The organism is Streptomyces sp. enrichment culture (genome assembly GCF_964273145.1).
In the GTDB taxonomy this organism is placed as follows: Bacteria; Actinomycetota; Actinomycetes; order Streptomycetales; family Streptomycetaceae; genus Streptomyces.
The window spans coordinates 3,940,459-3,958,761 of sequence record NZ_OZ186873.1 but is presented as its reverse complement, the minus strand read 5'-3'; the positions used below and the strand labels follow the sequence as shown (position 1 = coordinate 3,958,761).

Annotated in this window: 15 protein-coding genes; 5 read left to right on the top strand and 10 right to left on the bottom strand. The window is 74.5% G+C overall.

All coding sequences use genetic code 11. The features are described from left to right. Nucleotides 1-55: 55 nt before the first annotated feature. The 5 genes from ACSU6Z_RS17970 to ACSU6Z_RS17950 all read right to left on the bottom strand — a co-directional run bounded on the left by ACSU6Z_RS17970 (nt 56) and on the right by ACSU6Z_RS17950 (nt 6,230). Nucleotides 56-1,585, bottom strand: a complete 1,530-nt coding sequence (locus tag ACSU6Z_RS17970) for an aldehyde dehydrogenase family protein (protein ID WP_437046879.1) — start codon at nt 1,583-1,585, stop codon at nt 56-58. Between the two features lie 384 nt (nt 1,586-1,969). Then, nucleotides 1,970-2,959, bottom strand: coding sequence for a malate dehydrogenase (locus ACSU6Z_RS17965; RefSeq protein ID WP_437046877.1), 990 nt, complete (start codon nt 2,957-2,959; stop codon nt 1,970-1,972). Nucleotides 2,960-3,347: 388 nt separating this feature from the next. After that, on the bottom strand, nt 3,348-4,478 hold the full coding sequence (locus ACSU6Z_RS17960; RefSeq protein WP_437046875.1) for a DUF2690 domain-containing protein: 1,131 nt from the start codon (nt 4,476-4,478) through the stop codon (nt 3,348-3,350). Nucleotides 4,479-4,912: 434 nt separating this feature from the next. Beyond that, nucleotides 4,913-5,386 carry a DUF3017 domain-containing protein gene (locus tag ACSU6Z_RS17955; RefSeq protein WP_437046873.1) on the bottom strand — a complete coding sequence of 158 codons (474 nt, stop codon included), beginning with the start codon at nt 5,384-5,386 and terminating at the stop codon, nt 4,913-4,915. Continuing rightward, nucleotides 5,376-6,230 carry a bifunctional methylenetetrahydrofolate dehydrogenase/methenyltetrahydrofolate cyclohydrolase gene (locus ACSU6Z_RS17950; protein ID WP_437016974.1) on the bottom strand — a complete coding sequence of 285 codons (855 nt, stop codon included), beginning with the start codon at nt 6,228-6,230 and terminating at the stop codon, nt 5,376-5,378. The genes ACSU6Z_RS17955 and ACSU6Z_RS17950 overlap by 11 nt, the downstream gene beginning before the upstream one ends. A 250-nt stretch (nt 6,231-6,480) precedes the next feature. Here ACSU6Z_RS17950 and ACSU6Z_RS17945 point away from each other — a divergent pair, with 250 nt between their 5' ends. The 3 genes from ACSU6Z_RS17945 to ACSU6Z_RS17935 all read left to right on the top strand — a co-directional run bounded on the left by ACSU6Z_RS17945 (nt 6,481) and on the right by ACSU6Z_RS17935 (nt 9,591). Next, nucleotides 6,481-7,182: an RDD family protein gene (locus ACSU6Z_RS17945; protein WP_437046871.1), complete on the top strand. Its 702-nt coding sequence runs from the start codon at nt 6,481-6,483 to the stop codon at nt 7,180-7,182. A 127-nt stretch (nt 7,183-7,309) separates the two neighbouring features. Continuing rightward, nucleotides 7,310-8,056: an FHA domain-containing protein gene (locus tag ACSU6Z_RS17940; protein WP_437016978.1), complete on the top strand. Its 747-nt coding sequence runs from the start codon at nt 7,310-7,312 to the stop codon at nt 8,054-8,056. Next, nucleotides 8,053-9,591, top strand: a complete 1,539-nt coding sequence (locus ACSU6Z_RS17935; RefSeq protein WP_437046869.1) for a protein kinase domain-containing protein — start codon at nt 8,053-8,055, stop codon at nt 9,589-9,591. Before ACSU6Z_RS17940 ends, ACSU6Z_RS17935 begins: the two co-directional genes overlap by 4 nt. Before the next feature lie 92 nt (nt 9,592-9,683). Here ACSU6Z_RS17935 and purH read toward each other — a convergent pair whose 3' ends face one another. Further along, nucleotides 9,684-11,246: a bifunctional phosphoribosylaminoimidazolecarboxamide formyltransferase/IMP cyclohydrolase gene (gene purH / locus ACSU6Z_RS17930; protein WP_437046867.1), complete on the bottom strand. Its 1,563-nt coding sequence runs from the start codon at nt 11,244-11,246 to the stop codon at nt 9,684-9,686. Next, nucleotides 11,243-11,872 carry a phosphoribosylglycinamide formyltransferase gene (gene purN, locus ACSU6Z_RS17925; protein WP_437046865.1) on the bottom strand — a complete coding sequence of 210 codons (630 nt, stop codon included), beginning with the start codon at nt 11,870-11,872 and terminating at the stop codon, nt 11,243-11,245. The genes purH and purN overlap by 4 nt, the downstream gene beginning before the upstream one ends. A gap of 369 nt (nt 11,873-12,241) precedes the next feature. On the opposite strand from purN, the gene ACSU6Z_RS17920 reads away from it, so the two are divergent. Next, nucleotides 12,242-13,030 (top strand): hypothetical protein, encoded by a 789-nt coding sequence (locus tag ACSU6Z_RS17920; protein ID WP_437046863.1) that lies wholly within the window; start codon nt 12,242-12,244, stop codon nt 13,028-13,030. 42 nt (nt 13,031-13,072) lie between these two features. Here the strand turns inward: ACSU6Z_RS17920 and ACSU6Z_RS17915 are convergent, their stop codons facing one another. Next, nucleotides 13,073-14,629, bottom strand: coding sequence for a cell division protein PerM (locus tag ACSU6Z_RS17915; RefSeq protein WP_437046861.1), 1,557 nt, complete (start codon nt 14,627-14,629; stop codon nt 13,073-13,075). A 105-nt stretch (nt 14,630-14,734) separates the two neighbouring features. Between ACSU6Z_RS17915 and ACSU6Z_RS17910 the strand changes: the two genes are divergently transcribed. Then, nucleotides 14,735-16,045, top strand: a complete 1,311-nt coding sequence (locus ACSU6Z_RS17910; protein ID WP_437046859.1) for a sigma factor-like helix-turn-helix DNA-binding protein — start codon at nt 14,735-14,737, stop codon at nt 16,043-16,045. 126 nt (nt 16,046-16,171) lie between these two features. Here ACSU6Z_RS17910 and sucD read toward each other — a convergent pair whose 3' ends face one another. Together sucD and sucC are read right to left on the bottom strand one after the other, a co-directional pair. Continuing rightward, on the bottom strand, nt 16,172-17,056 hold the full coding sequence (gene sucD, locus ACSU6Z_RS17905; RefSeq protein ID WP_437046857.1) for a succinate--CoA ligase subunit alpha: 885 nt from the start codon (nt 17,054-17,056) through the stop codon (nt 16,172-16,174). A 27-nt stretch (nt 17,057-17,083) separates the two neighbouring features. Next, nucleotides 17,084-18,265 carry an ADP-forming succinate--CoA ligase subunit beta gene (gene sucC, locus ACSU6Z_RS17900; protein ID WP_437046855.1) on the bottom strand — a complete coding sequence of 394 codons (1,182 nt, stop codon included), beginning with the start codon at nt 18,263-18,265 and terminating at the stop codon, nt 17,084-17,086. Between the last annotated feature and the right edge of the window lie 38 nt (nt 18,266-18,303).

Here is an 18,303-nt window from a genome sequence, read left to right as displayed (position 1 = left end):
AGGGGGACGGCGTGCCGACGGGCACGCGCGAGGTGCGGGGAGGGACGGGGCGGGGTCAGCCCGCGAACCAGCGCACCGGCTTCGGCGCGAGGTTCTGGTAGACGTGCTTGGTCTCGCGGTACTCGGCCAGGCCCGCCGGGCCGAGTTCGCGGCCCGTTCCGCTCCTGCCGAAGCCGCCCCACTCCGCCTGCGGGAGGTAGGGGTGGAAGTCGTTGATCCAGACGGTGCCGTGGCGCAGCCGTCCGGCCACGCGCCGGGCCCGGCCCGCGTCGGTGGTCCAGACGGCGCCCGCCAGGCCGTACTCGGTGTCGTTGGCGAGGGCGACGGCCTCGTCCTCGGTGCGGAAGGTCTCGACGGTGAGGACCGGCCCGAAGACCTCCTCCCGGACCACCCGCATCCCGCGGTGGCAGCCGTCCAGGACGGTGGGCTCGTAGAAGTAGCCGCCCTCCGGCCGCTGCGGCGACGGATCGGGGCGCCTGCCGCCGCAGCGCAGCACCGCGCCCTCGGCCAGCGCGGAGGCGACGTACTCCTCCGTCTTCGCGAGCTGCTGCGCGGAGACGAGCGGCCCGCACTCGACGCCGTCCTCGGTGCCGCGGCCGAGGCGGATCCTCCGCGCCCGGCGGGCGAGTTCGGCGACGAACCGCTCGCGGACGGACTCCTCGACGATGAGGCGGGAACCGGCGGAACAGACCTGGCCGCTGTGGATGAAGGCCGCGTTGAGGGCCTGGTCGACGGCGGTGTCGAAGCCCTCGTCGGTCGCGCAGGCGTCGGCGAAGACCACGTTGGGGTTCTTGCCGCCGAGTTCGAGGGCGACCTTCTTCACGGTCGCGGCGGCGGCCCGGGCCACCTCGACGCCGCTGGTGAGGCCCCCGGTGAAGGAGACCAGGTCGACGTCGGGGTGCTCGGCCAGGCGGGCGCCGACGGTGCGGCCGGGACCGGTGACGATGTTGGCGACACCGGCGGGCAGCCCGGCCTCGACCAGCAGCTCGATCAGGGCGACGGTCGTCAGCGGGGTGATCTCGCTCGGCTTGATCACGAAGGTGTTGCCGGCGGCGAGTGCGGGGGCGATCTTCCAACTCGCCTGGAGGAGCGGGTAGTTCCAGGGCGTGATCATCGCGCAGACGCCGACCGGCTCGTGGACGACGACGCTGTGGACGTCGGGCGAGCCGGCGTCGACGACCCGGCCCGGCGCCTCGGCGGCCACCAGGTCGGCGAAGTAGCGGAAGGCGTCGGCGACGCAGTCGACGTCGACGCGGCCCTCCTCGACGGTCTTGCCCGCGTCGCGGCTCTCCAGCAGGCCGAGCTTGTCGCGGTCGCGTGCGAGCAGGTCGGCCACGCGGCGCAGCAGGGCGGCGCGTTCGGCGACCGGGGTGCGCGGCCAGGCGCCCTCGTCGAAGGCGCGCCGGGCGGCGGCCACCGCCAGGTCGGCGTCCTTCTCGTCCCCTTCGGCGACCACGGCGAACGGCAGGGCGTCCGCGGGGTCGACGATCTCGCGGGTGGCGCCGCAGGCCGCTTCTCGCCACTCCCCTCCGGCGTGAATGGTCTTGCGGGCCGTGCCTGTCTGATGGTGTGTCGTGTCCGCCATGTTCCGGTTTTGCCTTCCGTTCCTGTTCGGCGCCCCTGTGTCACACAGGTGTCACTCACAGGGACCGGGAGCGCATGCCCCGGGCTTTCCGCGCCCATGCGGAATCGGTGGCCGAAAGTGTGCTGCGTCACGGAACAAGCGGGCGAGCCGGGGCAGAACGCCGGGCGGAGGCGGGCGAAGGCTCGGGCCGGCCCGGCGTCCGTCCCGCACCCGGGGTGCGGCGGGCAGGGGCGGCCGAGGGCGGTGTGCCCGGCCCTCGTCCGCCGTCGCGGCCTTCCGTGCGGACCGGGAGGCGGACCGGTCGGCGACCGTCCGGGGCGTCCCCGCAGACGGCGATCCCCGGGCCGCGGTCGCGGCCCGGGGATCAGGTGATCGCGCCGTGGGTCAGATGAGGCCGAGGCCGCGGACCGCCTCGCGCTCCTCCTCCAGCTCCTTGACGGAGGCGTCGATGCGGGTGCGGGAGAACTCGTTGATCTCCAGGCCCCGGACGATCTCGTACTTGCCGTCCTTGCAGGTGACGGGGAAGGAGGAGATCAGGCCCTCCGGGACGCCGTAGGAGCCGTCCGACGGGACGCCCATGGAGACCCAGTCGCCCTCGGGGGTGCCGTTGACCCAGGAGTGGACGTGGTCGATGGCGGCGTTGGCGGCGGAGGCGGCCGAGGAGGCGCCGCGGGCCTCGATGATGGCGGCGCCGCGCTTGGCGACGGTCGGGATGAACTCCTCGGCCAGCCACTTCTCGTCGTTGACGACCTCGGCGGCGTTCTTGCCGGCGATGGTGGCGTGGAAGATGTCCGGGTACTGGGTGGCGGAGTGGTTGCCCCAGATGGTCAGGCGCTTGATGTCGGAGACCGTGGAGCCCGTCTTCTTCGCGAGCTGGGTCAGCGCGCGGTTGTGGTCCAGGCGGGTCATGGCGGTGAAGCGCTCCGCCGGTACGTCGGGGGCGGCGGCCTGCGCGATCAGGGCGTTGGTGTTGGCCGGGTTGCCGACCACGAGGACCTTGATGTCGTCCGCGGCGTGGTCGTTGATGGCCTTGCCCTGCGGCTTGAAGATGCCGCCGTTGGCCTCCAGCAGGTCACCGCGCTCCATGCCCTTGGTGCGCGGGCGGGCGCCGACGAGGAGGGCGACGTTGGCGCCGTCGAAGGCGACGTTCGGGTCGTCGGTGATCTCGATGCCCTGGAGCAGCGGGAACGCGCAGTCGTCGAGCTCCATGGCCGTGCCCTCGGCGGCCTTCAGCGCCGGGGTGATCTCCAGCAGGCGCAGCTTGACCGGCACGTCCGCGCCGAGCAGCTGGCCGGAGGCGATGCGGAAGAGCAGGGCGTAACCGATCTGGCCGGCCGCGCCGGTGACGGTGACGTTCACGGGAGTGCGGGTCATGGCGTTCTCCGTATGACAGCTGGCGGTGGGGCGTCCCCGCCCCCGGGGGATGATCGATCTCTTGGCGTCAAGAGAGATCAGCGGTCAGGCTATCGCGCATCCGTGGTCCCGCACGGCCGGGTCGGTGTGGCCCGTCCCACAGGCAGCCGTGCGGATACCGCGCCGACCTGCGAGAACACACGAAGAGGCGGCCGCCGGTCTGGGAGAGGGGGGACCGGCGGCCGCCGGGGGGAATACCGTTGCCGGACTCCCGTGGGGGTTGCTTTTCGCGTTCCCGCACGGGGCGCGGGCATGCCTCCTTCCGGAGGGTTGTTTCCGGTTTTCCGCCGTCGCGTCCCGCAGGGCGCCCGGGAGTGCCCTCCGCGCGCCCTGCGGGTGCGTCGGCGGTTCAGTCGGTGCACCCCTTGCGACCGGACGCCAGCGTCACGCACGCCACGGCGTCGTCGGCCTTCTTCACGGCCACCATGGGCGTGTAGGCGATGGTGTCGCCGGCCTCCGTGACGGCTCCGGTCTGCCGGGCCCCTCCCGCGCTCACCTGGACCTCGTCGCCCTGTCCGGCCTGCGTGACGCGCCCCCACGCGGCACCGCAGGTCTTGCTGTAGCGGACCTCGACGAGGGCCGTGCCGACCGTGATCTGCTTGGCGGTGGTCACCAGGTCGCCGCTGCACCCCATGGCCTCGGCGTCCTTGCCGGTGCACAGGTCGCCGCTGCACTCGACGCCGGCCGGCAGGTCGGGGGCGGTGCTCGGGCTGGGCGGGGGAGCGGTCCGCGCACCCTCGTCGCCGCCGTCCAGCAGGAAGAAGGCGCCGGCGGCGACGACCAGCACGCCGACGGCCCCCGCGAGGAACGTCGTCATCCGTCTGCCGCCCCCGGCTCGGCCGCCTTGGCGGACGGCCTCCGGCGGCGTCCCGCCGTACGCGCCCGCGGCACCCGTGACGCCCGCGGCCGGTGACGGGCCCCGGTACGCGGCGACTCCCCAGGAGTCGCCCCCGGGGGAGGTGCCGGGGGCGCCGGCGCCGCGGGTCCCGCCGCCCAGCGCGTCCGGGCTCTCGGAGGCCGTCGGCTGCGCCGGCACCGGCGGGACCGTCGGCGCCACGCCGGCCGGCCCGGCGATCCCGGGCGCGGCCGGGACGCCGCGGCGGGCGCTCCGGCTCCCCTGGGTGCCGGACGGCGGCGCGGCCAGCTCGCCGAGGGCGGCGCGGGCCTGGGAGATCCGGATGGCCTCCATGGTCATGTCGTGCCGCATCTCGGAGCGGCTCCAGGCGCGCTCGGCCAGCTCCCACATGGTGGTCAGGTGCACCGGGTTGGTCTCGGTGACCTCGGCCAGGGCCACGATCGCGCCCTTGGGCGCCAGCAGGCGGCCGTTGAGATACCGCTCCCAGGAGGTCTTGCTGTAGCCGGTGCGGTCGGCCACGGCGGCGATGCTCAGACCGCTGCGGTCCACGAGCCGGCGCAGCTGGCCGGTGAATTCCCTGATCTGCGGATCGAGTTCGTCCGGCAAGGCCTTCCAACGAGGCATTGCTCCCCCTCTTCCCCCGGTGACGTGCTGGTGGTTCCCCTGTGCGTGGTGCCCCGTGCGTGGTGCCCTGTACCGATTCCCCGATCTGGCTACCCACGGGGATGCGCCGGGTCGGGATCCCAGTTCCCGGGACGGGGGCGCACGGAGGCGCGACGGCGGCGCATGCACCGTCGCGTGCCTGCCGGCCGTGCCCCACAGTGTCCCACCGGCCTCCCGCACCGGCGGTGCGAGCCCCCGGCCACCGCGGGGGCGGCCCGGGCCGCCCCCGTCCACCACGCTAGCCCCGTCCTCGAACGACTTCGCCCCATATCCGCGAACTTGTCAATGCGTTGACACACGGAGCGCACATGGGCCGTCACTCGCGGCACACGGGTCCCGGCTCTCACCGCTCCACGGCGGAACGATCGCTTCCGGGCCGCGGCGGCCCCTCGCGGTCAGCCGCTGACCGTGAAGTGCAGCGTGTCCTTCAGGAACGGGATCTCCAGCCAGGGCTCGGGCTGGGCCATCATCGCCAGCAGGACGATCACCAGGCCCAAGGCGCCGTAGGTGACGATGTCCGTGAAGCGCGACCGCACGGCGAGCATGCCGACGCCGGGCAGCAGCCAGCGCAGGCCGGCGCCGGCCAGCAGCCCGGCGCCGATCAGCAGCGTGCCGTACCGGAAGACGCCCAGGGCGGTCAGCAGCAGGCCGAGGCCGACCAGGGACAGCACGGCGAGGATCGGCCACTGCCGGGCCGCCGTGGCGTTGGACGGCGCGGCCCGGCCACTGCCCTCGGGGCGCGCGGTGTCCCGGGTGAACAGGGGAAAGCGGCGCGTGGCGCGCCGCGGCCTGCCCTCGGCGTCGGGCGCGCTGACCGCGTCCGTGACCGTGATCTCCTCCGGGTGGCGGGCACCCTCGTCAGCCGACACTGCGCTCCGCCGCCTCGACCACGTTGACCAGCAGCTGCGCCCGGGTCATCGGGCCGACGCCGCCGGGGTTCGGGGAGATCCAGGCGGCCACCTCGGCCACGTCCGGGTGGACGTCGCCGACGATCCTGCCCTCGGCGTTGCGCGAGACGCCGACGTCCAGGACGGCGGCGCCCGGCTTGACGTCCTCGGCGCGGATCAGGTGGGGCGAACCGGCGGCGGCGATGACGATGTCCGCGCGCTTGAGGTGGGCGGACAGGTCGCGGGTGCCGGTGTGGCACTGGGTCACGGTCGCGTTCTCGCTGCGGCGGGTCAGCAGCAGCGGCATCGGGCGGCCGATGGTGACACCGCGGCCGACCACCACGACCTCGGCGCCCTTGATCTCCACGCCGTAGCGGCGCAGGAGGGTGAGGATGCCGTTGGGGGTGCAGGGCAGCGGGGCCGGCTCGTTCAGGACGAGGCGGCCGAGGTTCATCGGGTGCAGGCCGTCCGCGTCCTTGGCCGGGTCCATCAGCTCCAGGATGCGGTTCTCGTCGATGCCCTTGGGCAGCGGCAGCTGGACGATGTACCCGGTGCAGGCCGGGTCCTCGTTCAGTTCGCGCACGACCGCCTCGATCTCCTCCTGCGTCGCCGTGCCCGGCAGTTCGCGCTGGATGGAGGCGATGCCCACCTGGGCGCAGTCGCGGTGCTTGCCGGCGACGTACTTCTGGCTGCCGGGGTCGTCGCCGACGAGGACGGTGCCGAGGCCGGGCGTGACGCCCTTCTCCTTCAGCGCCGCCACGCGGACGGCCAGTTCGGACTTGATCGCGGCTGCGGTGGCCTTGCCATCGAGAATCTGGGCGGTCATGGCCCCATCCTCCCGGATGACCCGCCCCCGGTTCCAATCCGAGGGGCACGGCCCCCCGCGGACAGGGCTCGCCGCCATGATCGCTGGTGTTGCACTTGCACAACATTGTGCAGGTGAGCTGGACACGGGATCACCGGCCCACCACGATGAACACGCAGTAACGCGGTCCGATCGGGGGGGAACCGCTCATGCACGCATGTTCCTCCGCTGGATCCGCTCCGTCCCCGCAGCACAACGGAGGCTCAACGTCATGAGTTTCGGCTCGCCCCCGCCCGGCAACCCCTACGGCCACCCTCAGCAGGGCCAGCAGGGCCAGCAGGGCCTGCCCGGCTACCCGCAGCAGGCCGGCCAGCCGGATTACGGCTACCCGCAGCAAGCCGGTCAGCCGGGTTACGGCTACCCGCAGCAGGGCGGTCAGCCCGGCTACGGCTACCCGCAGCAGCCGGGTTATCCGGGCGGCCCCGGACCGCGGGTCGCCTCCATGGGCCGGCGCCTCGGCGCACGCCTGATCGACGGCGTCATAATCGGCATCGTCTACGTCATCCTGCTGATCGTGGGCGTCGCGGGCTCGTTCGACGCGGCCGCGGAGTGCGACCCGAATTCACTCGCCTACGAGTCCTGCGTCAACGACGCCGCCGCCGACGTGACGGGACCGCTCACGGCCGTCTTCCTCATCCTCGGCATCGCCAGCCTCCTGTACGAGTGGCTGATGGTCGGCCTGGTGGGCGCGACGCTGGGGAAGATGCTGCTCGGCATGCGGGTGGTGAAGGCCGACACCGGCCAGAAGACGGGCCTGGGTTCGTCGTTCATCCGCTGGATCATCCCGATCGTCGGCTCCCTCGCCTGCGGCATCGGCCAGCTGCTGGTCTACCTGTCCCCGTTCTGGGACAAGTCCGGCCGCCAGCAGGGCTGGCACGACAAGGCCGCGGGCACGATGGTCGTCCAGCGCTGACCCCACCGGGCGTCGCATTCGCGCCATTCATCCGTCAGGGCCGTGTCTCACCCGATCGAGGGGGACACGGCCCCGGCGCGTCGCCCTAGTCTGGCGGGGGTAGCCGTCAGGCACGGGGAGACGCGCCTTGTACAGCATCATCGTGGTACCTCCGCCGACCACGGAGGACGACCGTGACCGCGCCCGGATCCGGCTGGCACCCGGCGAACGGCTCGCCTTCGGGCGGTCCGTGGGGCCGGACGGCCTGCTGATCGCCCACGACGGGGTGTCCCGCCGGGCCGGTGAGATCACCGCCCACGGCACCTTCTGGACCCTGAGCAACCTGTGCGCCCACCAGACGTACGTGGTGGAGAACCCGGAAGGGGCGGGCGAGCACATCAAGGTCGCCCCGGGACGCCTGGACGCGCCGGTCCCGTTCGAGTTCTCGCGGATCGTGCTGCCCGCCGCGGGCGACCTGCTGCCCGTCGAGGTGTGGGCACCGCGCCACGACTACCTGCGCGCCGGGGGCGGGGGCGACGGCGAGACCACCGCCCCCGCCTTCTCCGTCGACCGCACCAAGCGCTACTTCGCCGTCCTGGCCGCCCTGTGCGAGCCGCGCCTGCGCGGCGACCCGCACGCGCCGCTGCCCACCGTCGAGCAGGTCGTGGAGCGGCTGCGCCCCACCTGGCCGGCCGCGTCGCGTACGTCGGTGCAGTGGAACATCGACTACCTGGCGGTCAAGCTGCGCCTGAAGCCGGGCCCGGAGAGCGCCGACCCGGGCCCGCGGCTGAACGGCAAGAAGGAGTCGCTGGTCTCCCTCGCCCTCCGCTTCGACCTGGTCCGCGAGGACGACCTCGTGGTGCTGAGGGCACCCTCCGGGCGTACGGTCCGATGACCGGACCGTACGCGGTGCCGGTGCCCCGGGGGTACCGGGTGGGCCGCTGGGAGGTGCGGGAGCCGATCGCGACGGGCGCCTTCGGCAGCGTGTACGCCGCCCGCCGCACCGGCGGCCCGGACGACCTGCCGAGGACCGCCGCCCTGAAGTTCCTGCCGACCGGCACCGGAACGCCCCGGCAACTGGCCCACCTGCGCGAGCTGATCGAACGCGAGGTCGGGCTGCTGCGCCGGCTGAGGCAGCCGCGGCTGATCCGGATGTACGAGACCCTCACCGTCGACGACCCCGGCGACCCCCGCCTCGACGGCGCCACCGTCCTCGTCCTGGAGAAGGCGGACGGCTCCCTGGCCGGGCTGCTGGCCGCCGCGCCCCGCCCGCCGGCCGGACCCGCGCTGCTCGCGCAGGTCTGCGCGGGACTGGCCCAGCTCCACCGGGCGGGCTGGGTGCACGGGGACCTGAAACCGGGCAACGTGCTGCTGATGGCGGACGGTTCGGTGCGGCTGGCCGACTTCAACATGGCCGCCGAGCTGGAGGGCACCCACGCCTACACGCCCGCCTTCTCCACCCCCGACTACACCCCGCCCGAGCTGCTGTGGTCGGAGATCGGCGAGCGCGGGTGCCGCATCCGCCCCTCCGCCGACGTGTGGGCCTTCGGCGTCCTGGCCCACCTGGTGCTCACCGGTTCGTTCCCGCTGCCCGGCGGTACCCCGACGGCCCGCCGCGACGCCGCCGTGGCCTACGCCCGGGGCGCCGACCAGCTGCGCCTGTCACCCGAACTGCCGGAGCCCTGGCGGGAGATCGTACGGGCCTGCCTGACCCGGACGCACGGCGACCGCGTCGGCACCGAGGCCCTGCTGCGGCAGGTCGAGGCCGCCGCCGGCGCCGGCCGCGCGGCCCGGCCGCCGCGGCTGCCGCTGCCGCGCCGCTCCCGCCGCGCGGCCGTCGCGGCGGCCGTGGGCGCGACGGTGACCGCGGCCGCCCTCGGCTACGGCGTCGCCACCCGGACGGGCGGCGGGGACGCGGGCGGCGCCCGGGGCGCCGCCGTCTCCTACGGCGCGTCCGAGCTGCGCACCGACCGGGGCGTCCCGCCCGCGTACCGGCTGCTGATCGTGGAGACGGCGCACGACTGCGCGGACGAGGACGTCACCCCGCCCCTGATCGCCGCCATGCTGAAGGTGGAGAGCGACTTCGACCCGGACCTCGCCGACCCCGCGAGGAACGAGTACGGCATCGCCCGCTGGACCCCGAAGGTCCTGCGCTGGTGGATACACGAGGACGGCACACCCGCCGACACCGTTCCCGAGCCCCCCTTCCCGCCCGCCGAGTCCATCCCGGCGATGGGCCGCTACCTGTGCTGGATCGCGCCCCGCCTGGACGACGGCCTGCCCGGCGACCGCCGGGTCCTGATCGCCGCCGCCTACCGGTCGTCGTACGAGAAGGTCAACGACGCGGGCGGGGTCCCCCCCAAGCACCGCGCCTACGCCGACCGCGTCGCCCACTACCTCGAGGAGTACGCCCCGCCGGGAAGGAGGTGACCCCGGCCGGTCCGGGGCGGTGGAGTGCGGCCGGGGTCCGCGGCTCTCCCGGGGAGAGCCGCGGACCCCGGTCGCGGGGACACCGGCGGGCGTCAGTGGAAGAAGTGGCGCGTACCGGTGAGGTACATCGTCACGCCGGCCTTCTTCGCCGCCTCGATCACCTGCTCGTCGCGGATCGAGCCGCCGGGCTGGACGATGGCGCGGACCCCGGCCTCGATGAGGATCTCGGGGCCGTCCGGGAAGGGGAAGAAGGCGTCGGAGGCGGCGAAGGCGCCGCGGGCCCGCTCCTCGCCGGCCCGCTCCACCGCCAGGCGGCAGGAGTCGACGCGGTTGACCTGGCCCATGCCGACGCCGACCGAGGCGCCGTCCTTGGCGAGCAGGATCGCGTTGGACTTCACCGCGCGGCACGCCCGCCAGGCGAACGCCAGCTCGGCCAGCTCCGCCTCGGACAGGGCCTCGCCGCTGGCGAGGGTCCAGGTGGCCGGGTCGTCGCCGTCGGCCTGGAGGCGGTCGGCGACCTGGAGCAGGGCGCCGCCGTCGATCGGCTTGATCTCCACGGGCGCGGCGGGCGCCTCGGGGGCGCGCAGCACGCGGATGTTCTTCTTCTTGGTGAGGACCTCCAGCGCGCCGTCCTCGTAGCCGGGCGCGACGATGACCTCGGTGAAGATCTCCGCGACCTGCTCGGCCATCTCCTTGCTGACCGGCCGGTTCACGGCGATCACGCCGCCGAACGCGGACAGCGGGTCGCAGGCGTGCGCCTTGCGGTGCGCCTCGGCGACGTCCGCGCCGATCGCGATGCCGCACGGGTTGGCGTGCTTGATGATCGCCACGCACGGCTCGGCGTGGTCGTACGCGGCACGGCGGGCGGCGTCCGTGTCCGTGTAGTTGTTGTACGACATCTCCTTGCCGTGCAGCTGCTCGGCCTCGGCGAGGCCGCCGGTGCCGGAGACGTACAGGGCTGCGGGCTGGTGCGGGTTCTCGCCGTAGCGCAGGGTGTGCGCGCGCTCCCAGGTGGCGCCCAGGAAGTCGGGGAACCGCGCGTCGTCGGCCGGGGCGTACTCGGAGGCGAACCAGGAGGCGACCGCCACGTCGTAGGCGGCCGTGTGGCGGAACGCCTCGGCGGCCAGGCGCTTGCGGGCGGCCAGGTCGAAGCCGCCGTCCCGCACCGCGGCGAGGACGTCGCCGTAGCGGGCGGGGCTGGTGACCACGGCGACGGAGGGGTGGTTCTTGGCGGCGGCGCGGACCATGGAGGGGCCGCCGATGTCGATCTGCTCCACGCACTCGTCGGGGGTGGCGCCCGAGGCGACCGTCTCCCGGAACGGGTAGAGGTTGACCACGACCAGGTCGAACGGCGCGACGCCGAGCTCGTCGAGCTGCTGCCGGTGGGTGTCCAGGCGCAGGTCGGCGAGGATGCCCGCGTGGACCTTGGGGTGCAGGGTCTTGACGCGGCCGTCGAGGCACTCGGGGAAGCCGGTGAGCTCCTCGACCTTGGTGACGGGGACGCCGGCGGCGGCGATGCGGGCGGCGGTGGAGCCGGTGGAGACGAGCTCCACGCCGGCCTCGTGCAGGCCGCGCGCGAGCTCCTCCAGCCCGGTCTTGTCGTAGACGCTGACGAGCGCCCGGCGAATCGGCCGCTTGTTGCTGTCGGCGGTCACTGGATTACTACCTTTCGTCCCTCAATGCGGTAGCCGTGGCGGGCGAGCCGCCCCACGACATCGACGAGCAGCCTTCGCTCGACTTCCTTGATGCGCTCGTGCAGAGCGCTCTCGTCGTCCTCGTCCCGGATCTCCACCACGCCCTGCGCGATGATCGGCCCGGTGTCGACGCCGTCGTCGACGAAGTGGACGGTGCAGCCGGTGACCTTGGCGCCGTACGCGAGCGCGTCCCGCACGCCGTGGGCTCCGGGGAAACTGGGGAGGAGGGCGGGGTGGGTGTTGACGAACCGCCCGCCGAAACGCGCGAGGAACTCCTTCCCCACGATCCTCATGAACCCGGCCGAGACGACGAGGTCCGGCTCGTGGGCGGCGACGGCCCCCGCGAGGGCCGCGTCCCACTCCTCGCGGGTGGCGTGGTCCCTCACCCGGCACACGAAGGTGGGCAGCCCGGCCCGCTCGGCGCGCGCGAGCCCCTCGATGCCGTCCCGGTCGGCGCCGACGGCCACGACCTCGGCTCCGTAGGTGTCGGGACCGGTGGCGGCGATCTCGTCGAGGAGCGCCTGGAGGTTGGTGCCGGATCCGGAGACCAGCACGACGAGGCGCTTGGCCACGGGCTTGGCGGCCACGGTGGGGCCCTTTCTCGGGGAAGCGGTCTGTACGGTCGGCCGGTCCGCGCGGCGGCCCGCACGGATCCTTTTGTACGGTCGTACGAATGCTTCACGCCCCGGGATACGGGGAACCCTACGAAGCAGCCGGCCGCCAGCAACGATACCGGCACCCCGGACGGCCCCCACGGGACGGGGGCATGGCCGGAAGGTAGCGTCTGGGGGAGCCGGTTCGGGAACGCCTCCCGCGCACCGCGCGTTCACGGGATGACGAGACCGGGCCTCGGGTTTCCCGGGGCCGCTCCGGACCGGCCGGCCGGCCGGTCCGGTCGCGACAAGCCGTGCAAGCCGTACGCAAGCCGTACTCACCAAGGGGAAGACGCTCATTTGATGCCGGACCGCAGCCTGCGACTCCTCACGCTCCCCCAGCAGTCGGTGCAGGGAGGGGAGCGCAGCGGCGTGTTGCTGCGGGAGCGCCCCGCCTCGCCGCCCGACGCGCCCTCGGACGGGGAGAAGGGCGGCCGCGGGCGGGGCGGCGCGGCCCCGGACGACAACCCGTTCGCGCCGCCGCCGGAGGGGACGCCGGACCGCCCCTGGCAGCACCGGCACCCCGAGGGCGGTGACGGCGCGCAGGGCGCGGGCGGCGGCTCCCCCTGGGGGCGGGGGTGGAGCGACCGGCAGCCTGGCCGTTCGCCCGGCGGCTTCGGCGAGCGTCCCGGCGGCTCCGGCCCCAAGGGCCCGGGCGCCGGCGGCCCGGACCCGCGCTGGGACCCGACGGACCCCGTCCAGCGGCGCGCCCGCTATTCGCTGCTCAGCGGCATGTGGGCCTTCTTCTTCGCCCTCTTCGGCTGGCCGTACGTGGCCCTGCTGCTCGGCGCCCTGGCCCTGTACTGGGGGATCGACTCCCTGCGCGCCAAGCCCCGCGCCGCGGCGGACCCCGGCGCCCCGGCCCGGGCCGCGGGTCCCCGGGCGGGCTCCCGCCCGCAGACCGCCGCCGCCGTCAGCGGCCTGGTGACGGCCTCCCTCGCCCTCCTCCTGATCGCCACGTCCTTCACGGCCCAGCTGGTCTACCGCGACTACTACACCTGCCGGAGCGACGCCCTGACCAACGAGGCCCAGCAGTCGTGCAGCAGGCTGCTGCCGGACGAGCTGCGGAGCGTGCTGGGCGACGGGAGCTGAGCCGGGCTCCTTCCCCGGCCCGTCGCCGAGCCGCCCCGGGCCTCATGGGGCGCGCGGCGGCTCTTCGCGGGAGGGATCCACCGGTCCGCGGCGCCCGGCGCGCGCGAACCGGCCCCTCCCCGGGGGGAGCGGCACCCGGAACCCGCCCACGGCCGCTCCGCCGGACGCGAAGACGCCCCGGGCCCTCGGGGCGGGTGCGACCCCCCGGCGGGGCGCCGGGCCCGTCGGCGCCCCCGTCCGCCGCCTCGCCGGCCGGCGCCACCGTGCCCGTACCGCGAGTGCCGTCGGCACCGCCACCACCGCGATCCACGCCGGGGTCACGCCCCCGACCTGCCACCACACCGGCCCGAAGCGGGCGAGCCCGGCCGTCCCGAGCGGGCCGCCCGCCAGCGCTGCGAGCAGGGCGGTCAGCCCGCCGCACACCAGGGCCGCCAGCCCGGCGGCGGCGACGGCCCGGTGCCAGGGCCAGGGTCCGCGCGGGCCCGCCGCGCCGCCCGGTCCGTTCCCGTCCCCCGCCGCCCAGGGCGGCTCCCCGGTGGCCGCGCGGCCCGTGAACCAGCCCACCGTCACCCCGGCCGCCAGCGGCACCACGCCGGACGCCCAGTGCAGGGGCGTGCCCGGTCCCGCGTCCGGGACCGCCGCCAGCAGCGGGAACGGCGGCAGCAGCGGGGCCGGCGCGGAGGCGGAGGGGCCGACGAGGTGTCCGGCGCCGAGCGCGAACCCGGGGCCGAGGGCGTACGCCGCGGCCCACACCGCCGCGTTCGGCACCAGCGTCAGGCACAGCGTCAGGACCGCGAACCGCCCGGCCCATCCGTCCGCGAGCTGCCCGAACGCCGCCCGCGCCGCACCGCCGTGCCACACCAGCGACACCGCGAGCAGCAGCGCGCCGCCCCCGGCCAGCACCGCCACCCCCGCGGCGGCGGCCCGCGCCGCGACGCCCGGGCGCCCGTCCGGCCCGACGAGCAGGTGCCGTGCCGTGCCGGGCAGGACGCCCAGCAGCCGCTCCACCGGCCGGCCGGGACGGCCGTGCGCCGCCCACACGCCCGCGCCCGCGACAGCCGTGACGAACAGCGGCAGGCAGACCAGCGCTCCTCCCCACGAGGGCCGCAGCGCCCCGCCGCCGGCGTACAGCGCGGCGACGAGGCCGACGCCCAGGTAGCCGAGGACGACGCCCGTCCACGCGATGCGCGCGGGGACGGGCGGTGGGCCCTCGTCGGCGTCCTCCCCGCCCACGCCGCCGTCCACCGCGTCGCGTGCCGCCCGGTGGATCAGCCACGCCGGCACCACGACGAGCAGCAGCGGGGTGACGCCGACGGGCGCGGGGGCGCCGGAGAGCGTGCCGGCGCGGACCAGGTCGGCCCCGTGCGCCAGCACCCACAGCCCGGCGGCGACGTGCAGCGCGCCGCCGGGCCCGCTGTCCGGGTAGGGGGAGCCGACCCAGAGCACCATCACGAGCACGGTGGACGCGCCGAGGCCCAGCCCCGCCGCGGCCGCGCCGCCCAGCAGCGCCGCGGACAGTCCGGGGGGACGGTCGCGGAGCCGGGCGCGCAGGAGGGACAACGGCGTTCGGCGGGCGGTCGTCTGGATCACACCCGCCATGCTCCCAACGACACGCGCTTCCCCGGCGTAACAGGGGAAAAGCCGACGTGTCGCTCAATATACGTTTATGTACCTTTACGTACGGAGCGTTCGGAGGAACGCCCTGTGACGCAGAGCCCGGTGACCCAGCTCCCTCCCCCCAAGACGCGTCGGCGCCTGCGCGAGGCCGCCTCGCTGACCCATACCCAGGTCGCGAAACGGCTGGGCGTCACCCGCGACACGGTGCGCGCGTGGGAGAAGGGGCGCATCCCTCCGCACGGCCGGGAGGGGGAGGCGTACGCGAAGCTGCTCAGTGCCCTGGCCGCCGGCCGGGCGGCCGAGGTGACGGACGCTCGGGACGGCGGGCAGCCGTCCGCCGGGGCGGCGGGCCGGAAGACCGCCGACCGGCGGGGCGCGGACAGCGGGGCGACGGCACCGCGGGCGGGCGCCGCGCCCATCGCCGAGGACGCGCCCGCCCCCGCCCCCGCGTCCGCGGAGGAACCGGCCGCTTCGGACGCCGTGGCCGGCGGGCCCCTTCCCGACGGCACCGGATCCGCGCCCGCCGGCGCCGACGGCGGCTCCGCGCCCGCCGACGGCCGCGCCGACGGCACCGGATCCGGGGCGCCCGCGCCACCGCCCGCTCCGACACCCGCCCAGGCCTTCGACGCGCTGTACGCGTGCTGCGTGCCCGCACTGGTGCGGCAGGCCTATGTGCTGACCGGGCGGCGGGAGCTGGCGCGCGAGTCGGCCGAACGGGCCTTCCAGCGGGCCTGGGAACGCTGGCCGGAGGTGGCCCGGGACCGGGATCCGGCGGGCTGGGTGCGGGCGGTGGCGCACGAGTACGCGCTCTCGCCCTGGCACCGGTTCCGGCCCCGCTACCGGTTCCCCGAGCCGCCGCCCGCCGACCCCGACGACCGCGCCCTGATGAACGTCCTGCTGCGGCTCCCGCCCCGCCGCCGCCGCGCCCTGCTGCTGTACGACGGGATCGGGCTCGGCCTGCCGGAGACGGCCGCGGAGACCGAGGCGAGCACCCCGGCGACGGCGAACCGGCTGCTGCGCGCGCGGGAGGCGGTCGCCGCCCGGCTGCCCGGCCTGGCGGACCCCGGGGAGCTGCAGCGTCGGCTGGCCGGGCTGGCCGCCGCCGAGCGGTTCCGGGCGGCCGACCCCCCGGCCGTGCGCCGGGGCAGCGAGCGCAGGGCCCGGTCGCGGACACGGGCCGCCGTCGTCTTCACGGCCGCCCTGGTCGCCACCACGGCGCTCACCCTGCGGACGGCGCCCACGCAGTACGAGCCGCCGGTGCCCCCCGGGGTGGCGGTGCGGGGGGTTCCGCCGCGGGTGGCGCCGGGGCCGCTGTCGGACGAGGAGCTGGCGCTGCGGGCCAAGCTGCGGGAGCAGCTGCAGAGCGGGCCGCAGCGGCTGGTGCCGGAGGCTCGGTGAGCCGGCCGGGCGCGATGCGCGTCCGGCCGGCACGCCGGTGTCCCGACCGGGTGCGCCGACATGCGGAAGGGCCCGCTCCGTCACCGGGGTGAGGGAGCGGGCCCGCCGGTGCCGCGGTGGGGCCGGTCAGCCGGCGAGGATCTCGCGCGCCAGCTTGGCCGTCTCGGTCGGGGTCTTGCCGACCTTGACGCCCGCCGCCTCCAGGGCCTCCTTCTTGGCCTGCGCGGTGCCGGAGGAACCGGAGACGATGGCGCCCGCGTGGCCCATGGTCTTGCCCTCGGGCGCGGTGAAGCCCGCGACGTAGCCGACGACCGGCTTGGTCACGTTGTCCTTGATGAAGGCCGCGGCCCGCTCCTCGGCGTCGCCGCCGATCTCGCCGATCATGACGATCAGATCGGTCTCGGGGTCGTCCTGGAAGGCCTTCAGGGCGTCGATGTGGGTGGTGCCGATGATCGGGTCGCCACCGATGCCGACGGCCGTCGAGAAGCCGATGTCGCGCAGCTCGTACATCATCTGGTACGTCAGCGTGCCGGACTTCGAGACCAGGCCGATGCGGCCCGGCTTGGTGATGTCGCCCGGGATGATGCCGACGTTGGACTGGCCCGGGGTGATGATGCCGGGGCAGTTCGGGCCGATGATGCGGGTCTTGTTGCCCTTCTTGCCCGCGTACGCCCAGAAGGCGGCCGTGTCGTGCACGGCGATGCCCTCGGTGATCACGACCGCGAGGGGGATCTCGGCGTCGATGGCCTCGACGACGGCGTCCTTGGTGAACTTCTCCGGCACGAAGATGACGGAGACGTTGGCGCCGGTCTTCTCGATGGCCTCCTTGACGGTGCCGAAGACGGGTACCTCGGTGCCGTCGAAGTCCACGGTCTGACCCGCCTTGCGCGGGTTCACGCCGCCCACGACGTTGGTGCCGTCGCCGAGCATGAGCTTGGTGTGCTTCATGCCGGTGGCGCCGGTCATGCCCTGGACGATGACCTTGCTGTCCTTGTTGAGCCAGATAGCCATGGTGTGTTGTGTCCTCGTCCTAGGTGCTTACTTGGCGGCGTGAGCCAGCTCGGCGGCCTTGTCGGCCGCGCCGTCCATGGTGTCGACGCGCTGGACCAGCGGGTGGTCCGCGTCGGTGAGGATCTTCCGGCCCAGCTCGGCGTTGTTGCCGTCGAGGCGGACGACGAGCGGCTTCTCGACCTTCTCGCCGCGCTCCTCCAGCAGCTTCAGCGCCTGGACGATGCCGTTGGCGACCTCGTCGCAGGCGGTGATGCCGCCGAAGACGTTGACGAACACGGACTTGACGTCCGGGTCGCCGAGGATGATCTCCAGGCCGTTCGCCATGACCTGGGCGGAGGCGCCGCCGCCGATGTCCAGGAAGTTGGCGGGCTTGACGTTGCCGTGCTTCTCGCCGGCGTACGCCACGACGTCCAGGGTGCTCATGACGAGACCGGCGCCGTTGCCGATGATGCCGACCTCGCCGTCGAGCTTGACGTAGTTGAGGCCCTTCTCCTTGGCCGCCGCCTCGAGCGGGTTGGCGGCGGCCTTGTCGTGGAGCTCCTCGAAGTCGGGGTGACGGAACTCGGCGTTGTCGTCCAGCGACACCTTGCCGTCGAGGGCGATGACGTCGCCGGAGGCGACCTTGGCCAGCGGGTTGACCTCGACGAGGAGGGCGTCCTCCTTGATGAAGACGTCCCACAGCTTCACCAGCACGTCGGCCACCTTGTCGGCGACCTCGGCCGGGAACTTGGCGGCCTCGACGATCTCGCGCGCCTTCTCGGCGGTCACGCCGTCGATCGCGTCGATCGGCGTCTTGGCGACGGCCTCCGGACGGGTGGCCGCCACCTCCTCGATGTCCATGCCGCCCTCGACGGAGGCGATGGAGAGGAAGGTGCGGTTGGCACGGTCGAGGAGGAAGGAGACGTAGTACTCCTCGACGATTTCCGGAGCGGTCTCGGCGATCATCACCTTGTGGACCGTGTGGCCCTTGATGTCCATGCCGAGGATGTCCGTCGCGCGCGCGACGGCCTCGTCCGGGGTGGCGGCCAGCTTCACGCCGCCGGCCTTGCCGCGACCACCGACCTTCACCTGCGCCTTGACGACGGACTTGCCGCCCAGTCGCTCGGTGATCTCGCGCGCCGCCTCAGGCGTGTCGATGACTTCACCGGCCAGCACCGGTACATCGTGCTTGGCGAAGAGGTCCCTCGCCTGGTACTCGAACAGGTCCACGCGCTTCCGTCCCTATCAGTGATCTCGCGGTTCGTTGG